Raw genomic sequence first — 26,620 nt, 5'->3', positions numbered from 1 at the left:
CTGCCTTAACGGGCCATTAACCACGATCGCCCCAACAATATCAGCACAGGACGGACCGCGGCCATGGCTCCGGCCGGCCCGGCAAGAGTTGAGGATGCGAGATGGATTTTCAGGCGCTCTATGCAAAGGAACCCGCGACGCTGGACGAACTCCGGGTCCGCGTCTTCCACGCCCTGCAGCGCCATCCGCTGTGCCGGAGCGTCGAATTCGACATCGTCTCGACGCCGCGGACCCGCCGGACCAACTGGACCGTCAGCCTGCGTTCGGTCGCCCCGGGTGCCCTGTGGGATGCCCATGAGATCGTCGCCGACATCCAGGAAGTCTATGAATTGGTCGCTGCGGCCTGATTTGGGGACGTTTTCGACCGATTTTCGATGATTTTGGCGCGGCTTGCCCATTTCGGCGGCATGCTAACGCCTTAATTATCGTTCAGTTTCCGCCTGACCGGCGGGTAGGGAGTCCTTGTTGACCAGAGCCATCACCATCGCAGCGCTGACCTGTGTCCTCGTTGCCGGCGCCGCCGCGACTGCGATCATCGCACGTGACAGCATGCCGACGGCGGGTGCCGAGGTGGCCGCGGGCGCGCCCGATCAGGCTCCGGTTTCCAACAAGGCCAGCAAGAAGGACAAGCTCGCGGTCGCAACCTTGGCGATGGCCGCCTATGAGCCACCCCAGCAGCCGGCGGCCCCGTCTGCGCTGCAGCTGCAGGCCCAGGCCGCGATCCCCGTGCTCAACAACGATCCGCTGCGCCAGGCCTATGCCTCGGCCGAGCCCGGCGATGTTGGGCTGCCCAAGCTGAACGATCAGGCGGCCGCGCCCGCAGCACCGCAACCCGCCAAGCCGAAGGCCGCCGCAAAGCCAGCGCCGCAGAAGAACTACGCGCTGCTCAGCGACGTCCAGATCGCCGGCATCAAGGAACGTCTCAAACTGTCGGCGGCGCAGGAGTCCTATTGGCCGCCGGTCGAGACGGCGCTGCGCGCTGTGGCGCGCAAGATCCACGCGAAGCGCCAGGCCGATCCCAGCGCCGGCGGCATGCCGATCGATCCCGACTCCGCCGAGGTCCAGCAGTTGAAATCGGCGGCGATGCCGCTGCTGTTCCAGCTCCGCGAAGACCAGAAGAATGAAGTGCGCCAGCTCGCACGCATCATCGGCCTCGACAAAGTCGCCGCGATGATCTGAGCCGCAGGGCTCGCATCACCCACGAAATTTCGCTTCCTTTCAGCCTCGATGGCGTCCGCGCGGCGCCGGTTCCGTCAGGAACATCGTCTCCCGTCACACGTTGCTCGCACGGACGAGGAGACGGGACATGCGCACAGCAACAGCTTATTTTGCGGGGGTGGGAACTGTGGTGGTGGCCATCGCAGCCGGTCTTGGCGGCGGCCTGACCATCGCCAATATCACGAGCCCGCACGACGGCAAGCAGGAGGTCAGCAAGGTCGAGCGGCGCAATGCGCCCGAGCCGACCCAGGTTTCCAACGCAGCCTCCGAGCCGGTGACGTATCTGGCGGCGACACAGGCTGCGGCCACCAAGCCAGTCACTGTCGCGCCGGTGCCGCAGCAGAACGCAGCGCCCGCGCAAGTCGCCAATGTTGCGCCGGCGGCGGATGCGAATGCTCAGCGCGACAGCAACAACGCCACCACGAACAACACGGCCGCGCCGCAGCCGGCACAAGCCAATGCAGCGCCGCCCGCGTCCAACGCACAGAACGCAAGCCGCGAGCAAAATGCTCCTTCCGAAGACGCCAATGCCAGGGTGCGCGATGCGAAGCGCGCGGCCGCCGAGAAGCGTCGTGCCGAACGGCGCCAGGAATGGGCCGAGCGCCGCCGCCAGCCGCGGCACGGAGATGAGGATCTACGCGACGTCGAGCTGAGGGTGCGGCAGGCGACCGACACGCCACGTCTTCTCGCCGCCGATCCGGAGCGGATGGAATCGCCGCGGATCAGGCTGTTCGACGACGATTGATAGCCATCGCACGCGTTCAGACGTTCCACTGTCCGGCACTCAACACCAGTGTGGCGTCGATGCCGGGGCGGTTCTTCTGCACCACCGGAATCCTGAACTCGAGCCGGTCGCCCACCACCGTTCCAGTGATCAGTTTTGTGGCCTGGTTTGGCCGTTCACTATCGAAGGCGTAGCGGAGCCTCCATTGGTCGTTGGATTTGCTCGGGGGCATGGCTTCGAGATTGAGCTTGTCGCGAAAGATGTATCCGCCGGCAAAATGCTGCTTCAGCCAGAGCACGCCGTCGACCTGGTACTCGGGGACGAGCACGCCGAGGTCGATACTGAAGCCCAGCGATTTGCCGGGGCCGACTTTTTGGGCGCCGTCGAGATAGACGTTGAACAGCACCGGGTTGTCGTGGTTGGGCTTGTCCACGCCTTCGCGTTGGACGGCTTGCGGAAACAATTCGCCGTATGTTCGAAACAACGCCGAATTCTCGTTGGCGACACGGCGGCTGAGGTCCCAATGCGCGCCTCTCACACGTGCCACGACTTCGAACTGGTATGAAGCCCGCACGTCCTGGCCTTTCACGCGGGCCTTCTCGACGTCGGGCGGCAGGGTAATATCCTGTACTTCGAGGCGGCCGTCGACATGCAGGTTGCCGAACAGGAACCGGGTCAGGTTCTGAAAGCCTTCCTCCGAATTGACGATGCCGTAATAGCCGGAGTGACTGCGGTAGACGAAGGCACGCGAGCCGAGCTTTGCCGTGCCCGCTGCCACGTCACCTTCGAACAGGACCGCGTTGTCCATGCGGACCAGGCCGTCGCTGAAGGGGCCAACGAGGCGGGCCGACCATCCGGCCGCGACGGTGTAGTCCTTCGGGTTGGTGCCAACCAGGCAGAAGAACCGATCCAGGTCGAACTTGCCGTTCAGCGTGTTGACCTGCTCGATGTTCGGCGGAAGCCCGAGATAGCTGCACATCCGGCCGCGATTGAAATTGTCGACGCTTTGCGCGGTGAAGAAGGCGGGCACGTTGCCGAGGATGTCGAAGTCGATGCCGTTGTGCGGCGTCGCGTAGGTGAAGACCTTGTCGACGCATTTTTTCAGCGCAGGATCGCCGATATTGTCGTTCTGCAGGAAGCAGCGGATCACCAGACCGCCCATGGAATGCCCGACCAGGTAGACCTTGAACTCGGCCTTTTCCGCATCGTCCTTGCAAATCCGGTCGCGCAGCTTGCCGATAAGGGCGCTGAGCCCCTTGCCGAAATCCTCCATCTTCACCTGCTTGCCCTCGCCGAACACCGCGGACACCTGATCGTAGTAGCGGTAGATAGTGATCGAGCGTGGATCGATCCCGCCGGGCGGCAGCTCGTCGATCTCGGTCATGTTCAGGCCCGACGAGTAGACGTCGCGGTAGTCGAAATCCTTCATCAGGCGCACGAGCGGCGATTCGAAATAGTAGCGTTCGTTCTTGCCGGTCCAGAGCGTGCGAAGGCGGGTCGAGCCGAGGTTGAAGCCCATATAGGGGTCGGACACCGTGTCCTCGATTTCGCTGTCGGTGCCGGCGTAACCGCGGACATAGATGATCGGATAATAAGGCGGTTCGAAGCGAGAGGTTGCCATCGAGAATCTCCCTGCAGTCCGCCATGGTGGGGAGCGGATGCGCGGCGGTCCCGCTCCTGGCGTGTGTCTTCGAGACTAGCGGGTCGGCGGCACCGAAACAATCTTGGATTGTGTCGCAGCGGGGCGCCAGTCGAGGTCGATCGGCGCCGCCGGCCGCCGTGCCAGGCCGGCGCGGCGGCGTCAGCCGCGGACATCGCCGCAGCCATTTCGACGTCGTCAACGTACCGTCAGCGCCGCCTGGTCTTCTTCGCCGGTGCCTTGCGCGGCTTCGCCTTGCGACCGCCGCCGCTGCCGCGGGTGGCCGCCGCGCGCGCCTCGCGCTGCGCCCGCTTGCGCTGCAGATGCTGGGTCCAGGCCGCCGTGCGGCCCTGGATGTAATCGCCGATCTGCGCGCTGGTCGAGAGATCGGGCGGGGTGTGGCGATCGTAGCTGCCCTGATCGTTGCGCAGCGGCAGCAGTGACACCTTGTGGGCGTGGATGTTCTCGATCAATGACGGCTCGGCCTGCTCCGGATGGGCGACGTCGGTGGTCGGCACCACGACGCCCTGCAAGGGATCGTCGGTGCGCGGATTGGCGAGGGTCAGCACGTCGCCGAGATCGGGCGCCGCCTTGTCGCGTTCGGTCAGCGGCGGTACGCCGAACCGCAGCTCGATCGTCTTCAGCACCGAGGTGTGATCGATGACGCCGCGCCTGGCGCGGAACACGGTGCCGGCCGCGATCCGCGGCGAGATCAGCAGCGCCGGGATGCGCACACCGAAGCGCTTGAAGTCGAAATTGAACTCGCCGATCGAATTGTCCGGTGGCGTCGCGCCCGAGGGCGGCGCGACGTGGTCGTAATTGCCGCCATGCTCGTCATAGGTGATCAGCAGCAGCGTGTCGTTCCAGCCGGGGCCGCGGCGCACCGCCTGATACGTGTCGTAGATCAGCTTCTCGCCGGCGGCGACATCGTAGTTCGGATGCTGGCTGTTGCCGCTGGCGCCGAAGCTCGGCTCGAGGAAGGTGTAGGCCGGCAGCGTGCCGTTGGCGCAGCGCGCCTCGAAGTCGCGGAAGTGGCCGAAATGGCCTTCGTCGGCATGCTGGGTGTCGGTGAAGTCGAGCCGCGTCAGCGGATCGCGGTTGTAGCCGTAGATCGCCCAGTCGATGTTCTTGTCCGACAGCCGCCCGAAGATACTCGGGCAGGTGAAGACCTTGACGTGGTTGTCGAGATGGCCCTGGCAGGTGGCGGCCGCGGCGAAAGTGCGGTTCGGAATGGTCTGGGTCGGCGCTGACGAGAACCAGAGATCGCAGACCGCAAAGCCCTTGGCGAGGCCGGACATCACCGGCAGCATCTCCGGCGCATACATGCCCATGATCTCGGACGGTTCGGTGCCGGGCAGCGAATCCTTGAACCCCTTGGCCTGGTCGGACTGGATCGCCGCCTTGAAGTTGATGACGAAGCCGCGGTTGTTCGGGACTGCGCCGGGCGCTGGATCGTCAGTTTGGAACAGCTGGTAGTTGGTGTTGAAGAACCCCTCGCCGGGATCGGCGCCCGGCATCAGATAGGGATGCGGCGCACTGGCGTCGATCCGGAACACCGTGATCTCCCGCCCGGTGTCGTCGGGGTTGGACTCGTTGCCGGTCAGTCCTTCATAGGGCTGGTTGGTCGGCGAGCGGTTGCCGTTCGCAGTGTAGAGAAAGCCGAGCATCTGGTCGAACGACCGGTTCTCCAGCATGAGTTGAACGATGTGCTTGATTGCGCCCAGTTGGTTGGCCATGACCCTGCTCCCGCGGCAATGGATGATGCGAAACGCGCGTGGGCCGACGGCCGCTGATGCGGCAATCGGCCCGAAGAAGCATAATCCGGCAATGCAACCTTAAGCAGCAATACAAGATTCGGTGAAGGCGGCCGCTTCCGGAGCGGGATGGAGAATCGGCGCCGCCTGCGGCGGTTCGCCGCTTGATCAACTATCCGGCAAATGTGCACTTGCGGGTTGTGCGCGGCGATTCCCCTGCCATAGTGACGGCTTTCAAGGACGGCTCGTGTCCCGATCCGGGGATGTATTGTCGGGCGTCGCGTCTATTTCACGTCTTGCACGAGTGATTTGTCGCGCCGTGCCGTGCCGTGCCGCCGTGCTGGATACCAAGCGAGGTGCTGCCATGCCCACCTGTTTTGCCGTAATGGGGTTCGGCGAGAAGACCGACTTCCAGACCGGCCGCAAGCTCGACCTCGACAAGACCTATCACAACATCATCAAGCCGGCGGTGCAGGATGCCGGCTACGATTGCGTGCGGGCCGACGAGATCCAGCACTCCGGCGTCATCGATATTCCGATGTATGAGCAGCTGTTCGCCGCCGATCTCGTGGTCGCCGACCTCTCGACCTCGAACCTCAATGCCGTGTTCGAGCTCGGCGTGCGCCATGCGCTGAAGCCGCGATCGACCATCATCATCGCCGAGAGCCAGTTCAAGAGCCCGTTCGACATCAATCACATCCTGATCCGCTCCTACACCCATCTCGGCGTCGACATCGGCTTCTCCGAGGTGATGCGGATGCGCGAGCAGCTCAAGGCGATCGCGCTGGCGCTGAAGGAGGGCTCGGCGACCGACAGTCCGGTGTATTCGTTGCTGCCGTGGCTGCGGCAGCCGACCCGCGAAGAGCAGAAGGCGGCGCTGGCGGCCGTTGCGGCAACGCAGGCGGCGGCGGTCGATGATTCCGAAACCTACAGCGCGATGTGGAAGCTCGCGCTCGATGCCAAGAGCCAGGGCAATTTCGAGGTCGCGAAGTTCACGCTGCGCAAGATCTATGACGCGCAGTCGGACTCCCATGGCCAGGCCAAGCTGCCGCGGCCGCGCGTCATCCAGGAGCTGGCGCTCGCGACCTACAAATCCGGCGACAGCGCCGCGCCGGCCGCGGCAAAGGCCGCCTATGCCGAGGCGGCGCAATTGCTGCAGCAGCTCGACCCTGATGTGACCAACGATCCCGAGACGCTCGGCCTGTGGTGCGGCCTGCACAAGCGGATGGCAAATCTCGGAGATCTCAGTCCCGACGAGCGCAAGACCCATCTCGACATCGCGATCCTGGCCGCGGAACGCGGCTTCCTGATCCGCGCCGATTTCTATACCGGGACCAACCTCGCCTATCTCCTCAACATCAGGGCATCGCGATCAGACGGCGACGACCGGATTGCCGATAACGTTCTGGCCGCGCGCGTGCGCCGCCAGGTCGCCAGGATTTGCACGCCGCAGACCAGGGAGCAGGGCGACAAGGTGTCGACCCCGGCATTGCTCGAGGAGCGATATTGGGCAGGCGCGAGCCTTGCGGAAGCGCTGGTCGGCCTCGGTGACGCCAAGGGCAATGCCCTGCTCGAGCAGGTGCTGGCCAGTGCGCCGGAGCCGTGGATGGCCGACACCACGCGCAAGCAGATCGGCGAACTGAAGGCGCTGCTGGCGAAGGCGTGAGGCGCGGCGCGTTTCCGGTCAGCCGCGTGATCGCAGCATCGCCGAGGATGCCGAGCTGTCGATGTGGCTCGGCTGATCTTCAGCTGCGCGATCGGGCGACGAGCACGTCGCGCCGCTTGATCACGCGGTCGACGCGGTGCGCGAGGCCGTCATAGGGCGGATCCTGCACGACGTTGAACGGCGCGGTGGCCTCGACGAAGGCCACCATCTCCTCGCGGGTGAAGCGCGTCGAATCCCAGGAGAAGGCCATGCAGCCGCCGGGCATCAGAAGCCTCGCCCAGGCCGGCAGGCATTCGGCCAGCAGCGCCTGCAGCGGCGCGTTGTGCTGAATGCCATAGGGCAGGTCGGTGACGATCAGGTGGGGCTGGCCGAAACCGGACGTCAGCTCTTTCGCCATCGAACCGTCGCCATTGGCCAGCATGCAGCGCAGCGGCTTCTCCTTGCCGATCTGGAACAGCCAGCGCCGCGCGCTGGCGAGCTTGCGCAGCCGCTCCTCGGTCTTCTCCAGCTTGATGCGGTTCTCGCGGCAATATTGCATGATGAAGGTGGCGGTGGATTCGACGTCGCCGCGATCAATCTCGACGCCGGCAACACCCGCGCCGAGCGAAAGACCGACAAACAGCGTCGTGCCGCCGCCGCACAAGGGATCAAGCAGCTTCAGCTCCGACCATTCCTTGTCACGAAACGCGGACGCATTTTTCGCGATGTTGCAGACGAAGTGCGTGAAGAACTCGCTGGTCTTGCCCTTGTAGCGCCGGATCGAAGGCAGGTCCGATGACAGCGCGTAGGGGTAACTGACGTCGATCGGCCGGAGCAGCGGGCCCTGCACGGCGCCGATCGCGTCAAACAGCTCGAACACGCTGCCGAGCATCGCCATGCTGGCGAGCAGCCTGCGATGCCCCTCCGCGAGGCCTGTCGCCGGCGTCGTAAACTTGATGTAATCCTGGCCAGCGATAAGCGCCGGCGATACGCTAGACAGCGTCGATCCCAGCGGCGAGGCCAGAAGCTCGGCGGCCGCGAGATCGCGCGCCAGATTGGTGTATTGCGAGCTTCGTTGCGGCGCGATCTGCGCGATGAAGGTGTTGGTCGAGGTCATGGATGTCTCTAAACCACACCTCTGAGCCCGCCGCCAATCCAATTCTCGGACTGCTTGAGATCGCGGCATGGTGGTGTCGTAGTATCTCACCGAGATACCAAATCTTGCAATACGTATCTCGATGAGATACTATTGCTCATGATCAGGAGCTTTAAGGGGAAGTTCGCCGAGCTGATCCTTCAGGGCCGTTCGGTCCCGAAGGGCTTTCCGGCTAATCTCGCCAACGTTGCTCGCCGAAAATTGATCATGGTGGATGCCGCCACTTTTCTTGAGGCCTTAAACCCGCCTCCCGGAAACCGCCTTGAAGCTCTCAAGGGCGATTTGGCGGGCAAACACTCGATCCGCATTAACGATCAATGGCGGGTCGTGTTCAGGTGGACCGATGCGGGTCCCGAAGAGGTGGAGATCGTCGACTATCACTAGCCGGGCAGGCGGCATGTGGCAACCGAACAGGAGTTCGCATATGGCAAAGAAGCTTCCGCCGGTTCATCCCGGCGAAATCCTGCGGGAGGAATTTCTCGTTCCGCTCAAGCTGACACCTTACGCGGTTGCGGCTGCGCTGAACGTGCCGCGCACCCGCATCGAACGGATCGCGCGCGAAGAAAAACCCGTGACTGCGGACACTGCGCTGCGGCTCGGAAAATTCTTCAAGACCGGTGCGGCGTTCTGGATGAACATCCAGACGCGCTTCGATCTCGAAACGGCCGAAGATGTGCTGGCGCCGCAGATCAAGAAGATCGTGTCTTACGAGGCGGCGTGAGGCCAGGCTGCGCGAGCGTGCATGAGTCATCGTTCGGGCGTCCGCATGGCGGCCGCCCATCGAACCGTGACCGGCCGCCCGCCGCCTATGCGCCTCCCATCTGCGCCAGCGCCGCGTTGAGCGTCACGCTTGGGCGCATCACGGCTTCCCGCTTGACCGAGTCGGGCAGGTAGTAGCCGCCGATGTCCGCCGGCGCGCCCTGCACGGCCGCGAGCTCGGCGACAATCTTCTCCTCGTTCTGGCTCAGCGTTTCGGCGAGCGCCTTGAAACGCGCCTGCAAGGCGAGGTCCTCGGTCTGAGCCGCAAGTTCCTGCGCCCAGTATGTCGCGAGGTAGTACTGGCTGCCCCTGTTGTCGAGTTCGCCGGTCCGCGGTGAGGGCGACTTCCTGTTGTCCAGCAGCTTGCCGGTGGCGGCATCCAGCGTCCTGGCCAGAAGCTTGGCTCTCTGGTTGCCCGTCTTGATGCCGAGGTCCTCCAGCGAGACGGCGAGCGCCAGAAACTCGCCGAGAGAATCCCAGCGCAGGTGGTTCTCTTCCACCAGCTGCTGCACGTGCTTGGGTGCCGAGCCGCCGGCGCCGGTTTCATACATGCCGCCGCCGGCCATCAGCGGCACGATGGACAACATCTTGGCCGAGGTGCCGAGCTCCATGATCGGAAACAGGTCGGTCAGGTAGTCGCGAAGGATATTGCCGGTGGCGCTGATGGTGTCGAGCCCGCGGACGACGCGCTCCAGCGTATAGCGCATGGCGCGCACCTGGCTCATGATCTGGATGTCGAGGCCGGTGGTGTCGTGCTCATGCAGGTACATCTTGACCTTGGTGATGAGCTGCGCCTCATGCGGGCGGTACGGGTCGAGCCAGAACAGCACCGGCATGCCGGAGTTGCGGGCGCGGGTTACCGCGAGCTTGACCCAGTCCCGGATCGCGGCGTCCTTGACCTGGCACATGCGCCAGATGTCGCCTTGTTCGACGTCCTCGCTGAGCAGCACCTCGCCGGTGGCGAGATCGGTGATGTTGGCCACGCCGTCTTCGGGGATTTCAAAGGTCTTGTCGTGCGAGCCGTATTCCTCGGCCTGCTGCGCCATCAGGCCGACATTGGGCACGGTGCCCATCGTCTTCGGATCGAATGCGCCGTGCCATTTGCAGAAATTGATCATCTCCTGGTAGATGCGGGCGAAGGTGCTTTCCGGCATCACCGCCTTGACGTCCTTCAGGCGGCCGTCGGCGCCCCACATCTTGCCGCCATTGCGGATCATCGCGGGCATCGATGCATCGACGATGATGTCGTTGGGCGAATGGAAATTGGTGATGCCCTTGGCCGAGTCGACCATCGCCAGTTCGGGTCGGTGTTCGTGGCAGGCATGCAGGTCGCGCTTGATCTCGTCCTGCTTGCTTTGCGGCAGGGTCGCGATCTTGTTGTAGAGGTCGACCATGCCGTTGTTGACGTTCACGCCCAGCTCGTCGAACAGCTCGCTGTGCTTTTCGAAGGCGTCGCGGTAGAAGATCTTCACGCAGTGACCGAACACGATCGGATGGGACACCTTCATCATGGTGGCCTTCACGTGCAGCGAGAACATCACGCCGGTCTTGTAGGCGTCCTCGATCTGCTGTTCGTAGAAATCGAGCAGCGCCTTCTTGCCCATGAACATCGAGTCGATCACCTCGCGGTCCTGAAGCGACACTTTGGGCTTGAGCACGATCGTCTTGCCGCTTTTCGTGATCAGCTCCATCTTCACGTCGCGCGCCTTGTCCAGCGTCAAGGATTTTTCGCCGTGGTAGAAATCGCCGTGATGCATGTGCGAGACGTGTGAGCGCGAGGCCTGGCTCCATTCGGCCATGCTGTGCGGGTTCTTGCGTGCGTAGGTCTTCACCGCGAGCGGTGCGCGGCGATCGGAATTGCCCTCGCGCAGCACCGGATTGACGGCGCTGCCGGTGCACTTGGCGTAACGCGCCCGGATCGCCTTCTCTTCGTCCGATTTGGGGTTCTCGGGATAATCGGGGATCTTGTAGCCCTTGTCCTGCAGCTCCTTGATCGCCGCCACCAACTGCGCCACCGAGGCGCTGATGTTCGGCAGCTTGATGATGTTGGTGCCGGGCAGCAGCGTCAGCCGACCCAGTTCGGCGAGGTTGTCGGGCACGCGCTGCGCCTCGGTCAGGAATTCCGGAAACTCGCCGAGGATTCGACCCGCCACCGAGATATCGCTGGTGGTGACGTCGATCCCGGCCGCCGTCGTGAATGCGCGCACGATGGGCAGGAACGCGACCGTGGCCAGAGCCGGCGCTTCATCGGTCAGCGTGTAGATGATGGTGGAAGATGTCGTGCTCATGCGCTGGCTTTCTCGGAAGGGGCGTTCGGGTGTGATCAGGCGCCCGCCCTCCGGCGCCATGACGATCTCGATCCTGGTTGCAGAGCCTGACACCCGGGAACAATTTCGGCAACTGGTGTGCAGCTTGGAGCCTGCCCGCAGACCTGGCGCCGGCCGCCGAACGCGGTTGCATGGGCCGGCGTGACGCGGGCGCGGAGGGTGAAGCGGACGGACTATAGCGGCCGCGCTGTTCCGGTCAACCGGCGCGGTTTTGATCGGCGGGCCAGGCCAGGCGCCGTGCTCGCGCCGCGTCCCGGAACGCCGATGAAGCGTGGTGGGCCGGTTGACCGGATCGGACGCCGCCGAGTTCTTGAAGGGATTGCTGCTCGACCGTCATTCTCCGACCGGGGGCACAGGGTTTCTGGAAATATGCTCCAGCGGATATCGCCCCTCGTGCGATCAAAGAACTCGAAGTCCGGTAGGCGGGCCCCCGCGCGATCCGAAGCGGCGAAAGTCGTTTGACCTAGATCAAGCGCTGATGGCTGCGATTGCCTTACCTGGAATGAATGGAGGCGCCGGTATCGGCCCCTGCTGATGCCATCATGGCCGCCATACAAGTGCTGCGCACCAAGAACGACACGACCGCGGTTTGGGTGTTCAAGGATGCCGACGCGCTGCGCGGTTCGAGAAGGTCGCGAACGCGGCGGGTTACGACGAGAAGGCCGTTGCGCGGCTGGTCGCGTGCATGGCTCCACAGGGCAGCAAAGTTGACGTTCTTGGCAGCGGCTATCGAACGGCGTTTGTTCGGGTGGTCGATGGCTCCGCCAGTGGCTGCGACGGCACCGTCCCGATCGGGTACGTAAGGGATCAATGACGGCTGCAGCGTCCGGGACAAATCCCGCAGGGGAACGAGCATGAGATACGGTACGCTGGTCCCAATTCTCGGATTGTGCGTCGGGCATGTGGAAGCTCAGGCGACGCGGTGCTCCTCCTACTACATCTCCGAGATCAATCTCGTATCGACGGTCGACGCAGCGCCCGGCCATGTTCAGACCTTCGTTGGATTCGGACTTTCGAAGGAAGAGTCCGAAAAGAACGCTGTCGGAGCATGCTCGCACGTCAGATTCGACGTGGAGACGTGCCTGGATTCGGATCGGGCCTCGGGGCTCAACACGGCCTCTGATGCCGCCGCCAACGCGCTTCATCTCAAATACAGGAAAGCAGTCAAACGCATCACCGGTTGTAGCTAAGTTGGAGGACGCGACGATGCCGATGTGTCAGTCTCCAAAAATCAGTGACATTCTGCTTCGCGCAAGCACAACTGCCGCGAACGACAATGTCTCGGCAACAACACCATCGCTTGCGTCGAAAAGCATCCTCGAAACGATAAGGTCATCGCTGCTGCTGACCGGCTACCGGGCCATCCTGCATCTGCTGGCGCTGAAGCGCGATCGCCCGGGACGGACCGACCGGCGGAATTGAGGCAGCAGCGTCCGTCGTCGCCAGGAGGCTTCGCTGAGACGTGCCGCCTTCTCGGTCAGGGCACTTCCGCTCGTTCAAGCGTGGGACGTCTTCTCTCGCGCGGCGAAGAACGTATGGATCGCCGCTCTCATCTCTGGCGAACGACCTGCTTCACCCTGCAGATCGCGCTCCAGCGCCAACTGGCCTGCGAGTCCGTGCTCGCTCGCCGCACCGATCAACTGCTTGGTTGCTGCGACCGCGGCGGGCGCGAGCGATACCAGCTTTGCCGCTATCCGATCGGCCTCCGCGTTGAGTTCTTCGGGGTCAACGACCCGCCAGACCAACCCCCAGTCGCACGCCTGCTCGGCCGAAATACGGTCGCCGAGCAGCATCATGCCGGAGGCACGAACGCGGCCGAGCATTCGGGAAAGGAACAGCGTGTTGCCGGCATCCGGAACCAGGGCGATTCCGACGAAAGGCTCATAGAAATACGCGTTGCGAGCCGCCAGCACGATATCGCCGGCCAGTGCTATTCCCACTGCCGCGCCGGCGCAGGGGCCATTGATAACAGTGATGATCGGCACGCGCGCATGGCGCATCGCCAGGACCAGGGGATTGAAATGTCGCTCGAGCACGCGGTCGAGCTGAGGCGTTTCGTTAGGCTTGACGGTCGAGAGATCGTAGCCCGCCCCGAAGGCCCGTCCTTCGCCCGTCACGATCACGACCTTGATCGACGTATCCGCCTCGGCTTGGCCGAGCGCCGCGCGTAGCTCGTCGGCCGTTTCATTCCGATAGGCATTGAGCCTGTCCGGACGGTTGACCGAAATACGGGCCACAGCACCTGAAACGGCATAAACGATATCGGCAAAATCTTTCATGATGAGCTTCTCTGCTCCGGCAACTCCTGAGAGCTCGCGCTTTGCGACAGGCGCCAGGCAATCTGGGGTAAACGATCCGCCCCAAAAAACCCTTCGCCATCCACAATGACATAAGGCGATCCGCAGACATTTTCCGCAATCGCAAGATCGACTGCCGCGGCCAGGCGACGACGACCGATCTGGCCTTCCATGGCTTCCAGCGCCGCCTCCATATCCAGATCCTGCGCCATCGCTAGCGTACGGATCACGTCCGCACGAGAAATATCCTCGCCGCGCACGAAGAACGCCTCGAAGATCGCATGTATCAGTGCCTGCACGACTTCCGGTCGTTGCTCGGCAACGGCGTAACAAAGCCTCGCGGCGAGATGCGAGGAAACTGGAAGCTTGGCCGGGTGCCGATACGGCGCGCCATAAAAACCCGCCGAACGGACCATATCGGCCATGAGATAGGCCCGCTTCACCGGAGCATCGAGCGGCGCGGCGATGCCATGCGCTTTCAACACCGCCCATAGCAGGATTGGCCGACATTCAATCTTGCGGCCGTGCTTTTCCGCCAACGCTTCCAACGGCCGCAGCGCGAAATAGGCGTAGGGCGAGGCGAAATCGAAGTAGAAACGCAGCGGCGTCCGCATCCGTCAGAACCTGAACACGCCATAGCCGGGTTCACCGAGCGGTGCGTTCAACGAGGCCGAAATCGCGATGCCCAGCGCGTTGCGGGTGTCGACCGGATCGATCATCCCGTCATCCCAGAGTTCGGAGGTCGAGTAATAGGCTGACAGCTGTTCCTGATAGGCCTTGCGGGTGTTTTCCCACAGCCGCTCGACTTCGACCTGATCGACGGCGTCGCCATTGCGCTTCATCTGGTTCATCTTGACCTCCGCGAGCGTGTTCGCGGCCTGGTCGCCACCCATCACGCCGATCTGGTGGTTCGGCCAGGTGAACAGCATCCGGCCGTCGAACGCGCGGCCGCACATGCCGTAATTGCCCGCGCCGAAGGAGCCGTTGCACATCACCGTGAACTTCGGCACGCGGGAGCAGCTCTGCGCCATGATCATCTTGGCGCCGTCCTTGGTGATGCCGCGGCGTTCGTAGTCCCGGCCGATCATGTAGCCCGTGATATTCTGCAGGAAGACCAGTGGCGTGTTGTTCTGATTGCACAGTTCGATGAAATGGGCGCCCTTCAGCGAGGAATCGTTGAACAGCACACCGTTGTTGGCGAGGATTCCGACCTTGAAGCCCCAGATATTGGCGTATCCGCAGACCAGCGTCGTGCCGTAGTTCGGCTGGTATTCGTGGAAGCGGCTGCCATCGACGATGCGGGCGATGATCTCGCGCATGTCGAAGGATTTCTTGATGTCGTCGGGCAGGATGCCATAGATGTCCTGCGGGTCGTAGGCAGGCTCTTCCGGCGCCTCGCGCTGGATGTCCCATTTCTTCGCCCGGTCCCACTGCGAGACGATCTCGCGGCCGATATGGATGGCCTCATCCTCGTTCGCGGCGGGATAATCGCAGGTGCCGGACACGCTGGTGTGCATGTCCGCGCCGCCGAGTTCCTCCACCGTCACATCCTCGCCGGTCGCGGCGCGCACCAGCGGCGGGCCGCCCAGAAACACCGCCCCGGTGCCGCGCACGATCACGCTGTAATCCGAGAGGCCGGGAATATAGGCGCCGCCTGCGGTGCAATGGCCAAACACCAGCGCGAGCTGCTTGACGCCGATCTTCGAGAGGATCGACTGGTTGCGGAAGATGCGGCCGGCCATGTACTTGTCGGGAAACACCTCCGATTGCAGCTGCAGGAAGCCGCCGGCGGAATCGCAGAGATGGACGACGGGCAGGCGATTCTCCATCGCGATATCCAGCGCGCGGACGATCTTCTTCGCCGTGAGCGGATACCACGCGCCGCCCTTCACCGTGGGGTCGTCGGCGCGGATCACGACCTCGCGACCGGACACGATGCCGATCCCGACGATCGAGCTCGCGGAAGGAGAATCGCCGCCGTAGGCCATATTGGCCGCGAGCGAGGACAACTCCAGAAACGGCGTGCCGGGATCGAGCAATTTCTCGATTCGCTCGCGCGGCCGCATCTTGTTCTGCTTGGCCAGTCGTTCGAGGTCGCGAGCCGGCCGGTCATGGCGCGCGGCGTCCTGCTTGCTGCGGAACGTCGCGACCAACTCGCGGTTATGCGCTTCGTTGCGCCGAAACTCGGCACTCGACGGGCTGACCATGGACTGGATACGACGCATCGATTCAGCTCTCCTGCGCCATGTCTTCAAGCCGCACGATGATCTCGTCCTTGTCGAAGACTTCACCCTCGGAGCGGAGGATCGCGGCGATCACGCCGTCGCGGGGCGCAGGCAGCGCGGTCTGAAGTTTCATGCTTTCGATGGTGATGAGCGGCTCACCGCGCGAGACCTGGTCGCCGACCGCCTTGTGCACCGTAACCACTGCGCCCGGCATTGGTGCTCTCACGCTATCCTGCCCGCCACCGGTCTCCTCTGATCGAGGGTCGAGCAATTTCGCCTCGAAGCTGCGGCCGTCGAGCCGGAGCAGCAGGCGATCGGCGGCATGGGCGCGCGCGAAGTGGACGGCGGAGCCTGCGATCTCGATCGCCTGGCGGCCGTCGTCATAGGATCCGGTCACCGAGACCTCGTGCTCACACCCGTCGATCCGGACCACCAGGTGCGGCCGCCGCCGGACGATGTCGATCTCATGCAGGGTACCGTCGAGGACGAGCTTGAACGCCATGGTCAGTTTCTCCACTGTCCGATGGACGCGTGCGGCTCCGGCACACTGAAGGCGAGGTCGTGGAATTCGCGGAAGCCCAGCGCCGCCGCGATCAGGGCCTGGTGGAGCACGTCAGGCGTGGGTTGGTCGATGACCAGCGCCTCGCGGTGCTCGGCGACGAAGCCGGTATGGAGATCGCCGGCGCGGAAGGCGGGATGTCCCAACACACGTGCGAGATAGTCGATGTTGGTCGTGACGCCGAGCAGTGCCAGTTCTTTCAGGGCGGCAATGCTCCGCGCGATGGCTGCATCGCGGTTTGGCCCGTGCACGACGAGCTTCGCCAGCATCGGATCGAAATCCGTGGTGATCTTCTGGCCGGGATCGAGCGCGTTCTCGAAACGGAGATACTCTGCCTCCGGCACGCCGAGATAGCGGACGGCACCTGTCTCGGGCAGGAATTCACGCGCCGGGTCTTCCGCACAGATGCGGCACTCGATGGCGTGGCCGTGCTGCGCCACGGCGCCTTGTGCCATCGGAAGCCCATGGCCGGCGGCGATCTCGATCTGCGCGCGCACCAGATCGAGGCCGGTGATCATCTCGGTGACGGGGTGCTCGACCTGAAGCCGCGTGTTCATCTCCAGGAAGAAGAAGCGTCCGTCGGCACCGAGAATGAACTCGACGGTGCCGGCATTCCTGTACTTCGCCGCAGCGACGAGGCGGACGGCCGCGGCGCAGATCGCCTCCCGCAGTTCCGGCGCCAGGTTGGCCGCGGGCGCTTCCTCGATGATCTTCTGAAATCGCCGCTGCACCGAGCATTCGCGCTCGAACAGGTGGATCGCGTTCCCCTGGCCGTCGCCCAGCACCTGCACCTCGATATGGCGCGGGCGCTCGACATAGGTTTCCGCATAGACCCGGCCGTCGCCGAAATAACGCTGCGCCTCGCTGGCCGCGAGACGGGCGGCTTGGGTCAGTTCGGAGGCGGAGCGCACGATGCTCATGCCCTTGCCGCCGCCGCCCGCCGCGGCCTTGATCAGGAGCGGAAAGCCGATCGCGGCCGCGTCACGCGCGAAGGCGTCGATGTCCTGGGTCGGCATCACCGAGGGCGCGACCGGCACGCCGCGCGCCGCGGCGAAATTGCGGGCAGAGATCTTGTCGCCCATCAGCGCGATCGTCGCGGCATCCGGCCCGATGAAGGTGAGGCCGGCCGCGACCACGGCTTTGGCAAAACCTGCATTTTCCGACAGGAAACCGTAGCCGGGATGGATGGCATCGGCTCCGGTCGCAAGCGCCGCCTCGATGATCTGGCGGCCGTCGAGATGGGCCGCAACCGGCGTCTCGCCGCTGATCTCGACGGCCTGATCGGCCATGCGGACATGCTTGGCGCGCGCCTCGACCCGGTGGTGAATGGCAACGCTGGCGATGCCGAGCGCGTTCAACGTGCGGAAGACGCGACAGGCGATTTCACCGCGGTTGGCGACGAGGATTCTCTTGAAAGGGATCGAGGTGGCCGCGGCGGGGGGATTCGTGGCGTGGGAAGAACTCACGGCTTGCTCTCCTCGGGGGCATAGGCTTCCAGAGGCCCGCCACGTGCGACCCAGGCCGCGGGCACCGCGACGGGACAATCCATGAGGATCTGCGCCAGAGCCTTGCCTTGCGGATCATGACGGAGCGAGGCGACGCCGCCGCCGCCGAGCGCCTGATGCAGCAGGAAGTTGAAGCCGTTCAGCCCCGGCCACTCGAAGCGCTCGACCGTGCCCCTCACGTAGTGGCTGAAATAGTCGCGGACGATTTCGCTGCTCAGTTCCCGGCGCAGCACCGGCACGAATTCCGGACGGCGCGCGATCACGCCGATATTGGCGATGTCGCCTTTGTCGCCGCTGCGGCCATAGGCCAGCGTGATCAGTGGCACCTTGACTGTTTCGCCGGATGCAGGCGCGGGCTCTGTGGTCGGCGACGACGCTCGCTCCATCGTGGTCGTCCGCGCAGGCACGAAGGCAGGTATATCGGTGGTGCTGTCGCCGATCGAAACCGTCACTGGCACGTCGGCCTTATCGGCGAGGAAGGAAAACAGCCGGATCACCGGCTGCGGCTCCGGCCGGCCGCCGGCGAACCCGGTCAGTCCCTGTGCCATCGCGGTCGCGGCAGGATAAATTTCGCGCGCAAAAATCTGCAGCGCTTCCTTGCTCGGGTGACGAACGCCGATCTTCAGGATCACTTCGCGGGCGGCCCCGGCACGGCTGTTCGCGCCGTAGCTGGATTCGGCACCGAGCACCTCGACCGACTGCTCACTGAAATCGCCGAAGCCGGCCTCGGCCATCAACCGCCGCGATCGCGAGAGAATCGCTGTGCCAACCGCCTTGGCCCGCGCAGGAGCCTCGCGTCCGGCGATCATCATCGTGACGGCTGCGCGGTAGCCGTCGGCATGGGTCGCGCTGACCTTGTAGGACGAGGTTGGCGGCAAGCCTCGCGCGCCGGCGATCCGGACCCGGTTCGTGCCGACCTGTTCGAGCAAGATACGCGACCAGTCGCAGACGACGTCGGGCAGGACATAGGCCTGGGGGTCGCCGACCTCGTAGGTGACTTGTTCCCCTACAGTCGCAAGTGTGATCGCGCCACCGGTTCCTTCGGGCTTGCTGATCTCGAAGCTGCCGTCGGCCCGGCACGCGGCGATCGGGAAACCCATCCGGTCCCAGTCCTCGGCAACGGCCCGCCAGTCGGTGGTGATGCCCCCGGTCGTCTGCGCGCCACATTCGATGATGTGTCCGACAAGGCTGCCGGCGGAGAGCAGGTCGTAATCGTCTTGCCGCCAGCCGAACTCATGGATCAGCGGGCCGAGCACGATCGCGGAATCGACGCAGCGCCCCGTCAGCACGATGTCCGCGCCGGCGTCGAGTGCGGCCGCAATCGGGAAGGCGCCGAGATAGGCGTTGACGCTGCTGACGCGTTCGGGAAACGCCGCGCCGCTGAACATCTCTTTTGTGTTCTGCCGACGGTAGCGCTCGACGTCCTCGGACAGATCGTCACCGCTCACGACCGCGATCTTGAGATCGACCCCCGCTTCGCGGCAAACCGCTTCCAGCGCGTTGCGGCAGGCGAGGGGGTTGACGCCGCCGGCATTGGTGATGACGCGGATGCGTTTTTCCGCGATCTCCCTGGCCAGCGGCTTCATGACCGCGGTCACGAAATCGGTTGCGTAGCCAAGGGAGGGGGACTTCGCCTTCATCCTTGCCAGGATCGACATCGTGATCTCGGCGAGATAATCGAGCACGAGATAGTCGATCGCACCTTCGCGCACGAGCTGCTGCGGCCCCTCGGGGCTGTCGCCCCAAAAGCCTGCCCCGCAGCCGATGCGGACGATCTCCTTCATGGCCGGCTTACTCCGCGGTCCAGATTGGCGCGCGCTTCTCGTTGAACGCCGCGAAACCTTCGCGGGCGTCCCTGGTGCGCGCCATGTTGGCGAGCATGAACTGGGCGTATTCGAGCGCACTATCGGAGGACATTTCCCGGATCTTCGACAGCGCCTGTTTGCCGAGCCGGATCCCGGTTGGCGATTTGCTGGTGACCCGCTCTGCAAGCCAATCGGTCCTGGCGTCGAGTTCGGCCGCCGGAACGGCGTAATTGACGATGTCAACGGCTCCGGGATCGCCTGCCTTGATCGGCTCGCCCGACAAACAGAGCTCCATCATCGTGCGATAGGGCAAGACCCTGAGCAGATACGGCAGGATCATCATCGGAAAGAGCCCGACCTTGACCTCGGTGACCCCGAGCAGGGCATCGTCACGCGCGACGACGAGATCGCAGGCGCAGACCAGCCCGAAGCCGCCCGCGAGCGCGTGGCCGTTGACGCGGGCAATGATCGGCAGCCGGAAGGCGTCCATGCGGCGCAGCAGTCGGGCCACATAATGCTGTGGATCAGCGGCATCGATCACGAACGGGGTTCCGTCCGCGCCCGGTTGCAGATCGCCGCCGGCGCAAAACGCCTTGTCGCCTGCGCCCGTGAGGACCACCGCGCGAATGGAACGGTCGCCTTCGGCCTCGTCCAATCCCGCCACGATCCCCGCCGCCACGGTTTCGTTCAGCGCGTTGCGCCGGCGTTCCCGGTCGATGGTGATCGTGAGTGTGGCGCCCTTGCGCGTCGTACGTACCTGCTCGGCCACGTTTCCTGTCCCTGACTGGCTGTGTCCGTCAAACACGGATCGCCTGTCGAAATAAATGATTTCAATTCATCAGAGATGTCAACCGCCAAAATTTGGAGATCGCCGCGAAATGCGGTAAAATTGAACAGTAAAGCCGTTTGTCGATTTACGCTTGACAGCGCCGGCCGAAAATTGATGAAATGCATTCATTACGTGCAATGACCGGCTTGAGCATCAAGCCCGCGCCCTGACGCGTCCCGTCCGGAGGCGCGCTGAACATTGCCGACAGCAGAGGGAGAGCGCGTGAACATGCCGAGCGGCAGCCCCATTGGCGATAACCGTCAGAACGCCTTCGATCTCGACGATGACCAGCGTGTCATCCTTGACCAGGCCGACCGTTTTGCGCGCAACGAGCTCTATGGCCTTTCCGAACGGATGGATGCCGAGGAGTGGTGGCCCGAGGATGCCTTTCCGAAGATCGGTCAAAACGGCCTGTTCGGTGTGACCATTCCCGAGGAGTATGGCGGCGCCGGCCTCGACCTGGTTTCGGCCGGGCTCGTTCTGCAGGGCTTCGGCCGCTGGAATCATGCGATGGCGCTGGCCTGGGTGGCGCATGACAACCTTTGCGCCAACAACATCTATCGCAATGGCAACGAGGCCCAGCGCCGCAAATATCTGCCGGGATTGTGCTCCGGTGCCAAGATCGGCGCGCTGGGCCTGACCGAGCCGGGCGCCGGCTCCGATGCGCTCGGATCGATGCGCACGACCGCCCGCCGCGACGGCGATCATTACGTCCTCAACGGCGGCAAGATCTTCATCACCAATGGGCCGGTCGCCGACGTTCTCCTGGTCTACGCCAAGACCGACAAGGAGAGGGGCGCCAAAGGCATCTCCGCCTTCATCGTCGAGAAGGATTTCCCGGGCTTCAAGGTCGCGCAAAAGCTCGAGAAAATGGGTTATCGCGGCAGCCAGACCGGCGAACTCGTGTTCGAGGATTGCCGTGTGCCGGTTGAGAACCGCGTCGGTGAGGAAAACAGCGGCGTCGCGATCGTGATGAGCGGACTGGATCTCGAGCGCGCGATGATCTCGCCGCTCTGCCTCGGCATCGCGGAGCGCGCGCTCGAACTCTCGATCGAGTATGCCCAGACCCGCCAGCAGTTCGGCAAGCCCATCGGATCGTTCCAGATGGTGCAATCGATGCTGGCCGAGATGTACGTGCTAGTCGAGACCATGCGCAGCTTCACCTACAAGACGCTGGCGGCCGCAGCGCCCCTCGAGGTCGGCGGCGGTGGGCGGGGCGATATCCACATGCTGACCGCCGCCTCGGTGATGTATGCCGCGGAAGCCTGCCACAACGTCCTCGACAAGGCGGTGCAGATCCACGGCGGCACGGGGTATATTTGGCAATCCGAGATCAACCGGCTGTTCCGCTCGACCAAGCTGATGGAGATCGGCGCGGGCACCACGGAAGTGCGCAAGATGATCATCTCCGGCGAACTGCTCAAGGACATGAAGCGCAATGGCTGAATCGGTGGAATTCGGCTTGAATGATGCCGACCTTGCCGTGCAACCGACGATCTACGGCCCGGGCGCCTATGCCGGGCGCACGGTGTTGATCTCAGGTGGCGCGGGCGGCATCGGCCGAGCGACCGCGTGGCTGCTCGGGCGGCTCGGCGCGAAAATCATCATTGCCGGGCGCAGTGCCGAGAAACTCGCTCAGGCGCAGCAGGCCATGCGCGCCAAGGGCCTCGTCGTCAGCACCCATACCGTCGATATCCGCGAACCCTCATCGGTCGCGACACTGTTTGGCAAGATCGCATCCGATGAGGGCGGGATCGACATTCTCGTCAACAGCGCGGGCGGACAATTCCCGCAGGCCGCGATCGATTTTTCCACCAAGGGCTGGAACACCGTCGTCAATACCAACCTCAACGGCACCTGGTCGATGATGCAGCAGGCCGCGCGAGGCTGGCGCGATGCCGGGCGTCCCGGAAGTATCGTTTCGATTGTCGTGGTGACGTCGCATGGCCTGCATGGTGTCGCCCACACCGTTGCGGCGCGCTCAGGCGTGATCGGATTGACCCGCGCGCTGGCGGTCGAGTGGGCGCCGCTCAATATCCGCGTCAATTGCATTGCACCCGGCGCGATCGAAACGCCCGGCTGGAACGTCTACGATCCCAAAGCGGTCGAAGCCTATCCGCGCTCCAACCCGATGATGCGCAGCGGGACGACCTGGGAGGTGGCGGAGGCCTGCGCCTATCTCGCCGGACCAGGTGCGGCCTTCGTCACCGGCGAGGTGCTGAATGTCGCCGGCGGCTCGCAATTGTGGGGCGAGACCTGGACCATCGAACGGCCTGATTATTTCAAGGTCTAACGCACAAGGAAAATACGATCCGGCAGGGAGGACAAATGAACCGCGCGTTCGATTCCCTCGACGTCGATGGCATCCGCACCCGCTTGTCGGCGTTTATCGCAGCACAAGGGCTGAGCGAGGTATCGGTCGGTCCGCTCCATCGTTTCACGGTCGGCTTCTCCTGGGTCACCTATGGCTTTCGTGCCGCCTGGCGCGATCAGGGCGTCGCCGTCGAGCGGCATCTGATCCTGCGCGTCGGGCCGCCGAACGGGATCTTCGCGCCCTACAAGGCGTCGCCGGAGTTCATCACCCTGCGCGCACTGGCCGGAAGCGATGTGCCGGTGCCCAGGGTTTATTGGTACAGCGACGAGTGCGAGACGCTCGGTGCGCCCTTCTTTGTCTGCGATCTCGTTCCCGGCGAGGCACCGATTCCCTGGACCCATGATGGCGGTCCCGCCTTCGACGACGCGCGGCGCGAGAATCTCGGCGGTCAATTCGTTGCTGCCCTGGCGGCGCTGCATCGCTTCAAGTGGCAAGCGACCCCGGTTGCCGGGATCGATGGCACGACGGATCCGCTGACGACGGCGCGCGCGCAGATCGACCATTGGGAGCGGCTCTTGGCCCGCTGGTCGCCGCGCCGCGTGCCGATGCTCGAGCTCGCCGCGATCTGGCTCAGGACGCACGCGCCGGTCGCATCGCGGATCGGTATCGTCCATGGCGATTTTCGCATCGGCAATTTTCTCGAGCGCGATGGCCGCATCACCGCGATCCTGGATTGGGAACTGGTGCGGCTTGGCGATCCGGTCGAGGACCTCGGCTGGATCTGCCTGCAGGCCTGGCGCGGACGCTCGCCGCATATGTGCCATTTCTTCACGCGCGAGGAGTTGCGCGACCGTTACGCGGCCCTGACCGGACTAGACGTCAGCCTCGCCGCGATGCGCTATTGGGAAGCCTTCGGCACCTACAAGCTCGCCGTGATGCATTATGCTGCAATCCATTCCTTCGAATCGGGTGGCTTCAATGACCTGCGCATGGCCGGCATGGGCGCGCAGATCCCGCGCATGCTGCTCCAGGTCGAGACCGCGATGGAGCGGGCGGCATGAACATCGGCCTGCAAAGACTGCTCGAAGGCATTCTCGCAACGCTGCGCGATGACGTCATCCCGCATGTGACCGAACCTTACGCACGCGGGCAGGCCGTCGGCGTCATCGATCTTCTCAACAATATCGGTCCGCGCCTCGAATGGGCACGCGGGCCCCTGCTCGTCGATATCGAGGAGAAGCGGGCGGTGCTGCATGCCGTCGCCGGGCACATACCCGGCGCGGCTCTCCCGGTCGGTCATGAGGCGATCGGCGTGACGACCGATCTCCAGGCCGAGCGCGACCGGCTCGACGGGCTGATTTGCGACGTGCTGGCCGAACTGATGGGCGAGGGAGCCTCCAATTTCCCCGAGCGCGACCAGGCTTTGGCGCTGATCCGCGGGCATCTGCACGACAGCCTGACGCGGGAGATGAAGCTGACCCGAAAGCCGCTGTTCGCAGAGATCGCCAGCGGCAAACAAGAACCACAACAGGCAAGCGCCGCGCCTGGCGGCAGGGAAGGAAGCAATCGATGACGATGCCGGCTCTCACGCCTGGTGAAACCTTTAGCACGCAGGGCCGGACCATCGGCGAAGACGGCATCAACCTCTTTGCCGGTCTCGTCGGCGACTTCACGCCGGTGCATACCGACGAGGTTTTCGCCAGGACGACGCCGCATGGCGGACGAATTGCGCATGGCCCGCACACCATGGCGACCGCGATCGGCCTGTTCACGCAAATGAATGTGCTCGGCGAACGGGTGATCGCGCTGTTGAACCTGAACTGGGATTTTTCCGGCGTGGTGAAGATCGGCGACACCGTGCGCGCACGCGTGACCGTCGAGACCCTGCGCCCGACGTCGAAACAGGGGCGCAATGTCGGCGTCTTCGCCTTCGAGGTCGTCAACCAGCACGAGGCCGTCATCCAGCGTGGCCGGATGACGGTGCTGTTGCGCGCCGATTGACCCGAGACATCTTCGATCATTGGAGTTGCCGATGGCGAATTTCCTGATGCGTCCCGAAGACGAGCTGATGCATAAGCCCGACGCTTCGCCAAACTTCAACGAGAGCGTCTACACCAACGGCTTCAATGTGGCCTCCGCGGTCGGCGGCTGGATGCGGCTCGGCAATCGCGTCAACGAGGGCCATGCCGAGCTCTCGGTCTGTTTCTATCTGCCTGATGGCCGGATTGCCTGCCAGTTTCAGCGCCCGAAGATCGCGAGCAACGATCGCTTTGACGCCGGCGGCCTGTCCTATTCGGTGATCGAACCCTTGCGAAAGATATCGATGACCTTCGACGGAGAGTTGATCATTGTCGACGACCCCGAGGCGTTGCGCGATCCGCGCGACCTGTTGTCGAATGGTCCGCGCCAGCCGGGTCGCGTGCACTGGGTGCACGAAGCCGAATCGCCCATCCATGGCGGCGAGCCGACCGACGACGCGGTGCAGACCATGTATGGCCGCGACTTCTCGCTCGGGCATTTCAACCAGCACAGTCGCGTCCACGGCGAGATCAGGGTCGGCAGTGAAAGCTGGTCGATCGACGGCCATGGCTGGCGCGATCATTCATGGGGCCCGCGCTACTGGCAGGCGATCTACTACTATCGGCTTTTCATCGCCAACTTCCCGAACGGTGATGGCTTCATGCTCTTGAAGATCACGGACAAGAACGGCAAGGCGCGTCGCCAGGGAGTTCTCCTGGTCGACGGCGACTACGAGGACATTCTCGACCTTGACGTGTCGACCGACTGGTCGGCGCGACAGGACCCGTCGAAAGTGAGGATCGGCGTCATGACGGCGCGACGCAAAGCCCAGATCACGGCCGAGATCCTGACGCTTGCGCCGCTGCGCAACCGTCGCAAGACCGCGGAGAACGAAACGTTGGTCTCGCGGATCGCCGAGGGCTTTACGCGCTTCACTTGGGACGGCCAGCAGGGCTACGGGATGACCGAGTATATCGAGCGGCTCGAGGACGGCCGCCCGGTTGGATATCCGCTGTAAGCATCCGGCGCGGGGGCGACGAGGTCAGCGACCTCTGCCTTTGCCAACCATGCCTTCGAGCCGGGCCGCGACATTCTCGAGGCGGGAGACGACGCCGGCCATGGGCTCTTCCGTCCTTTCGTCGATCGCGAGCCCGCGATAGACGATATCGGTGATGCTGTCGGCGGTTTCCTCAGCGTCGAAATCGCCCTCGTTGCGCAGGAAAGCCCAGGTCCGGTGCTCGATGCAGCCATAGATCATGTCGCGGATCAGCGCCGGTGACACGTTGCTCCGAAACTCCCCGTTCGCGACCGCTTCCTTGATCACATCGATCACGCGGTGCGTGTAGGTCTGGTTGAGCTGGAACAGACGGGTACTGCGGTAGTCGGGGTCAGGCCGCAGTTCCTGAAACACGATCCGGCTCAGCGCGGGCTCGCGTCGGATCGTCATCAGGTGATGATGCACGATGAATCGGATCTGATTCCAGGATCCGCGCACGCCGGCGAACTGCTCCGCGTCGCGCACGAGCATTTCCTCGTACCAGTGTTCGGTCACACGGACGAGCAGGTCGCGCTTGTTGGTGAAGTAGCGATAGATGCTGCCTTCGACCACGCCGGCGCGCTCGGCAATGTCGGAGATCAGTGCCTCCTGATAACCCTTCTCGGTGAAGACCGCTTTTGCCGCCGCCATGATATCGGCGATACGACGTTCGGGAGAAAGTCGGTGGACCTGTCGTCGCGCGTTGCCCTGCGCCATGCCTTGCCTCTGATCGGGCCGCTCCGGCGGAGCAGACTTCGTAACTTCACCATAGAACAGGATTCGAGCGGGATGGAACGGCTTTTCGCTGC

Annotated in this window: 27 protein-coding genes; 14 read left to right on the top strand and 13 right to left on the bottom strand. The window is 64.0% G+C overall.

Annotation, left to right across the window (positions count from 1 at the left end; translation table 11 throughout):
- Window positions 1–101 precede the first annotated feature (101 nt).
- The 3 genes from JQ604_RS29240 (at window position 102) to JQ604_RS29230 (ending at window position 1,963) form a co-directional block, all read left to right on the top strand.
- Window positions 102–347, top strand: coding sequence for a hypothetical protein (locus tag JQ604_RS29240; protein WP_212364152.1), 246 nt, complete (start codon window positions 102–104; stop codon window positions 345–347).
- A gap of 118 nt (window positions 348–465) precedes the next feature.
- The gene (locus JQ604_RS29235; protein WP_212364151.1) at window positions 466–1,179 is read left to right on the top strand and encodes a hypothetical protein; all 714 of its coding nucleotides are present in this window, start codon (window positions 466–468) and stop codon (window positions 1,177–1,179) included.
- A gap of 127 nt (window positions 1,180–1,306) precedes the next feature.
- Window positions 1,307–1,963, top strand: a complete 657-nt coding sequence (locus JQ604_RS29230) for a hypothetical protein (protein ID WP_212364150.1) — start codon at window positions 1,307–1,309, stop codon at window positions 1,961–1,963.
- A 16-nt stretch (window positions 1,964–1,979) separates the two neighbouring features.
- On the opposite strand, the gene JQ604_RS29225 is transcribed toward JQ604_RS29230, so the two are convergent.
- The gene (locus JQ604_RS29225; protein WP_212364149.1) at window positions 1,980–3,563 is read right to left on the bottom strand and encodes an esterase/lipase family protein; all 1,584 of its coding nucleotides are present in this window, start codon (window positions 3,561–3,563) and stop codon (window positions 1,980–1,982) included.
- A gap of 227 nt (window positions 3,564–3,790) precedes the next feature.
- A complete protein-coding gene (locus tag JQ604_RS29220; protein ID WP_212364148.1) occupies window positions 3,791–5,317 on the bottom strand; it encodes an alkaline phosphatase family protein in 1,527 nt (508 codons plus the stop codon).
- Window positions 5,318–5,699: 382 nt separating this feature from the next.
- On the opposite strand from JQ604_RS29220, the gene JQ604_RS29215 reads away from it, so the two are divergent.
- A complete protein-coding gene (locus JQ604_RS29215) occupies window positions 5,700–7,001 on the top strand; it encodes a tetratricopeptide repeat-containing protein (RefSeq protein ID WP_212364147.1) in 1,302 nt (433 codons plus the stop codon).
- Between the two features lie 79 nt (window positions 7,002–7,080).
- Here the strand turns inward: JQ604_RS29215 and JQ604_RS29210 are convergent, their stop codons facing one another.
- Complete coding sequence (locus JQ604_RS29210; RefSeq protein ID WP_212364146.1) at window positions 7,081–8,097, bottom strand: TRM11 family SAM-dependent methyltransferase; 1,017 nt, start codon at window positions 8,095–8,097, stop codon at window positions 7,081–7,083.
- Between the two features lie 138 nt (window positions 8,098–8,235).
- Here JQ604_RS29210 and JQ604_RS29205 point away from each other — a divergent pair, with 138 nt between their 5' ends.
- Both JQ604_RS29205 and JQ604_RS29200 read left to right on the top strand, forming a co-directional pair.
- Window positions 8,236–8,520, top strand: coding sequence for a type II toxin-antitoxin system RelE/ParE family toxin (locus JQ604_RS29205; RefSeq protein ID WP_212364145.1), 285 nt, complete (start codon window positions 8,236–8,238; stop codon window positions 8,518–8,520).
- A gap of 40 nt (window positions 8,521–8,560) precedes the next feature.
- On the top strand, window positions 8,561–8,857 hold the full coding sequence (locus JQ604_RS29200; protein WP_212364144.1) for a HigA family addiction module antitoxin: 297 nt from the start codon (window positions 8,561–8,563) through the stop codon (window positions 8,855–8,857).
- 85 nt (window positions 8,858–8,942) lie between these two features.
- On the opposite strand, the gene JQ604_RS29195 is transcribed toward JQ604_RS29200, so the two are convergent.
- Window positions 8,943–11,183, bottom strand: a complete 2,241-nt coding sequence (locus tag JQ604_RS29195; protein ID WP_212364143.1) for an NADP-dependent isocitrate dehydrogenase — start codon at window positions 11,181–11,183, stop codon at window positions 8,943–8,945.
- 532 nt (window positions 11,184–11,715) lie between these two features.
- Complete coding sequence (locus JQ604_RS29190; protein WP_212364142.1) at window positions 11,716–12,078, bottom strand: hypothetical protein; 363 nt, start codon at window positions 12,076–12,078, stop codon at window positions 11,716–11,718.
- Between JQ604_RS29190 and JQ604_RS29185 the strand changes: the two genes are divergently transcribed.
- Entirely contained in the window at window positions 12,077–12,412 is a 336-nt protein-coding gene (locus tag JQ604_RS29185) for a hypothetical protein (RefSeq protein ID WP_212364141.1), read from the top strand. The two genes, JQ604_RS29190 and JQ604_RS29185, sit on opposite strands and share 2 nt — an antisense overlap.
- Window positions 12,413–12,428: 16 nt before the next feature.
- Entirely contained in the window at window positions 12,429–12,644 is a 216-nt protein-coding gene (locus tag JQ604_RS29180) for a hypothetical protein (protein ID WP_212364140.1), read from the top strand.
- A 74-nt stretch (window positions 12,645–12,718) separates the two neighbouring features.
- Here the strand turns inward: JQ604_RS29180 and JQ604_RS29175 are convergent, their stop codons facing one another.
- Genes JQ604_RS29175 through JQ604_RS29145 form a run of 7 tightly spaced genes read right to left on the bottom strand, consistent with a single transcriptional unit; the run spans window position 12,719 to window position 20,382 of the window.
- Complete coding sequence (locus JQ604_RS29175; RefSeq protein ID WP_212364139.1) at window positions 12,719–13,501, bottom strand: enoyl-CoA hydratase-related protein; 783 nt, start codon at window positions 13,499–13,501, stop codon at window positions 12,719–12,721.
- Window positions 13,498–14,133, bottom strand: coding sequence for a 2-hydroxychromene-2-carboxylate isomerase (locus JQ604_RS29170; protein ID WP_212364138.1), 636 nt, complete (start codon window positions 14,131–14,133; stop codon window positions 13,498–13,500). The genes JQ604_RS29175 and JQ604_RS29170 overlap by 4 nt, the downstream gene beginning before the upstream one ends.
- A 3-nt stretch (window positions 14,134–14,136) precedes the next feature.
- On the bottom strand, window positions 14,137–15,744 hold the full coding sequence (locus tag JQ604_RS29165; protein ID WP_212364137.1) for an acyl-CoA carboxylase subunit beta: 1,608 nt from the start codon (window positions 15,742–15,744) through the stop codon (window positions 14,137–14,139).
- Window positions 15,745–15,748: 4 nt separating this feature from the next.
- Window positions 15,749–16,246 (bottom strand): acetyl-CoA carboxylase biotin carboxyl carrier protein subunit, encoded by a 498-nt coding sequence (locus JQ604_RS29160; protein WP_212364136.1) that lies wholly within the window; start codon window positions 16,244–16,246, stop codon window positions 15,749–15,751.
- 2 nt (window positions 16,247–16,248) lie between these two features.
- Entirely contained in the window at window positions 16,249–17,769 is a 1,521-nt protein-coding gene (locus JQ604_RS29155; protein WP_349631154.1) for an acetyl-CoA carboxylase biotin carboxylase subunit, read from the bottom strand.
- On the bottom strand, window positions 17,766–19,592 hold the full coding sequence (locus JQ604_RS29150) for an acyclic terpene utilization AtuA family protein (protein ID WP_212364135.1): 1,827 nt from the start codon (window positions 19,590–19,592) through the stop codon (window positions 17,766–17,768). Before JQ604_RS29150 ends, JQ604_RS29155 begins: the two co-directional genes overlap by 4 nt.
- Before the next feature lie 7 nt (window positions 19,593–19,599).
- Window positions 19,600–20,382: an enoyl-CoA hydratase-related protein gene (locus tag JQ604_RS29145; RefSeq protein WP_212364134.1), complete on the bottom strand. Its 783-nt coding sequence runs from the start codon at window positions 20,380–20,382 to the stop codon at window positions 19,600–19,602.
- 288 nt (window positions 20,383–20,670) lie between these two features.
- Between JQ604_RS29145 and JQ604_RS29140 the strand changes: the two genes are divergently transcribed.
- From JQ604_RS29140 to JQ604_RS29115, 6 genes are read left to right on the top strand one after another with little or no spacing between them, the layout of a single operon-like run.
- Complete coding sequence (locus JQ604_RS29140; protein WP_249158816.1) at window positions 20,671–21,888, top strand: acyl-CoA dehydrogenase family protein; 1,218 nt, start codon at window positions 20,671–20,673, stop codon at window positions 21,886–21,888.
- Window positions 21,881–22,735: an SDR family NAD(P)-dependent oxidoreductase gene (locus JQ604_RS29135; protein WP_212364132.1), complete on the top strand. Its 855-nt coding sequence runs from the start codon at window positions 21,881–21,883 to the stop codon at window positions 22,733–22,735. The genes JQ604_RS29140 and JQ604_RS29135 overlap by 8 nt, the downstream gene beginning before the upstream one ends.
- 35 nt (window positions 22,736–22,770) lie before the next feature.
- The gene (locus JQ604_RS29130; protein ID WP_212364131.1) at window positions 22,771–23,817 is read left to right on the top strand and encodes a phosphotransferase family protein; all 1,047 of its coding nucleotides are present in this window, start codon (window positions 22,771–22,773) and stop codon (window positions 23,815–23,817) included.
- Window positions 23,814–24,329, top strand: a complete 516-nt coding sequence (locus JQ604_RS29125; RefSeq protein ID WP_212364130.1) for a hypothetical protein — start codon at window positions 23,814–23,816, stop codon at window positions 24,327–24,329. Before JQ604_RS29130 ends, JQ604_RS29125 begins: the two co-directional genes overlap by 4 nt.
- Window positions 24,326–24,757, top strand: a complete 432-nt coding sequence (locus JQ604_RS29120) for a MaoC family dehydratase (RefSeq protein ID WP_212364129.1) — start codon at window positions 24,326–24,328, stop codon at window positions 24,755–24,757. Before JQ604_RS29125 ends, JQ604_RS29120 begins: the two co-directional genes overlap by 4 nt.
- Window positions 24,758–24,788: 31 nt before the next feature.
- Entirely contained in the window at window positions 24,789–25,793 is a 1,005-nt protein-coding gene (locus JQ604_RS29115) for a DUF7064 domain-containing protein (protein ID WP_212364128.1), read from the top strand.
- A gap of 24 nt (window positions 25,794–25,817) precedes the next feature.
- Here JQ604_RS29115 and JQ604_RS29110 read toward each other — a convergent pair whose 3' ends face one another.
- A complete protein-coding gene (locus JQ604_RS29110; protein WP_212364127.1) occupies window positions 25,818–26,528 on the bottom strand; it encodes a TetR/AcrR family transcriptional regulator in 711 nt (236 codons plus the stop codon).
- Between the last annotated feature and the right edge of the window lie 92 nt (window positions 26,529–26,620).

It is taken from the genome of Bradyrhizobium jicamae, assembly GCF_018130695.1.
Lineage (GTDB): Bacteria > Pseudomonadota > Alphaproteobacteria > Rhizobiales > Xanthobacteraceae > Bradyrhizobium > Bradyrhizobium jicamae_B.
Note: the sequence above shows the minus strand (reverse complement) of the source record. Positions and strands in the feature narration are given on the sequence as shown.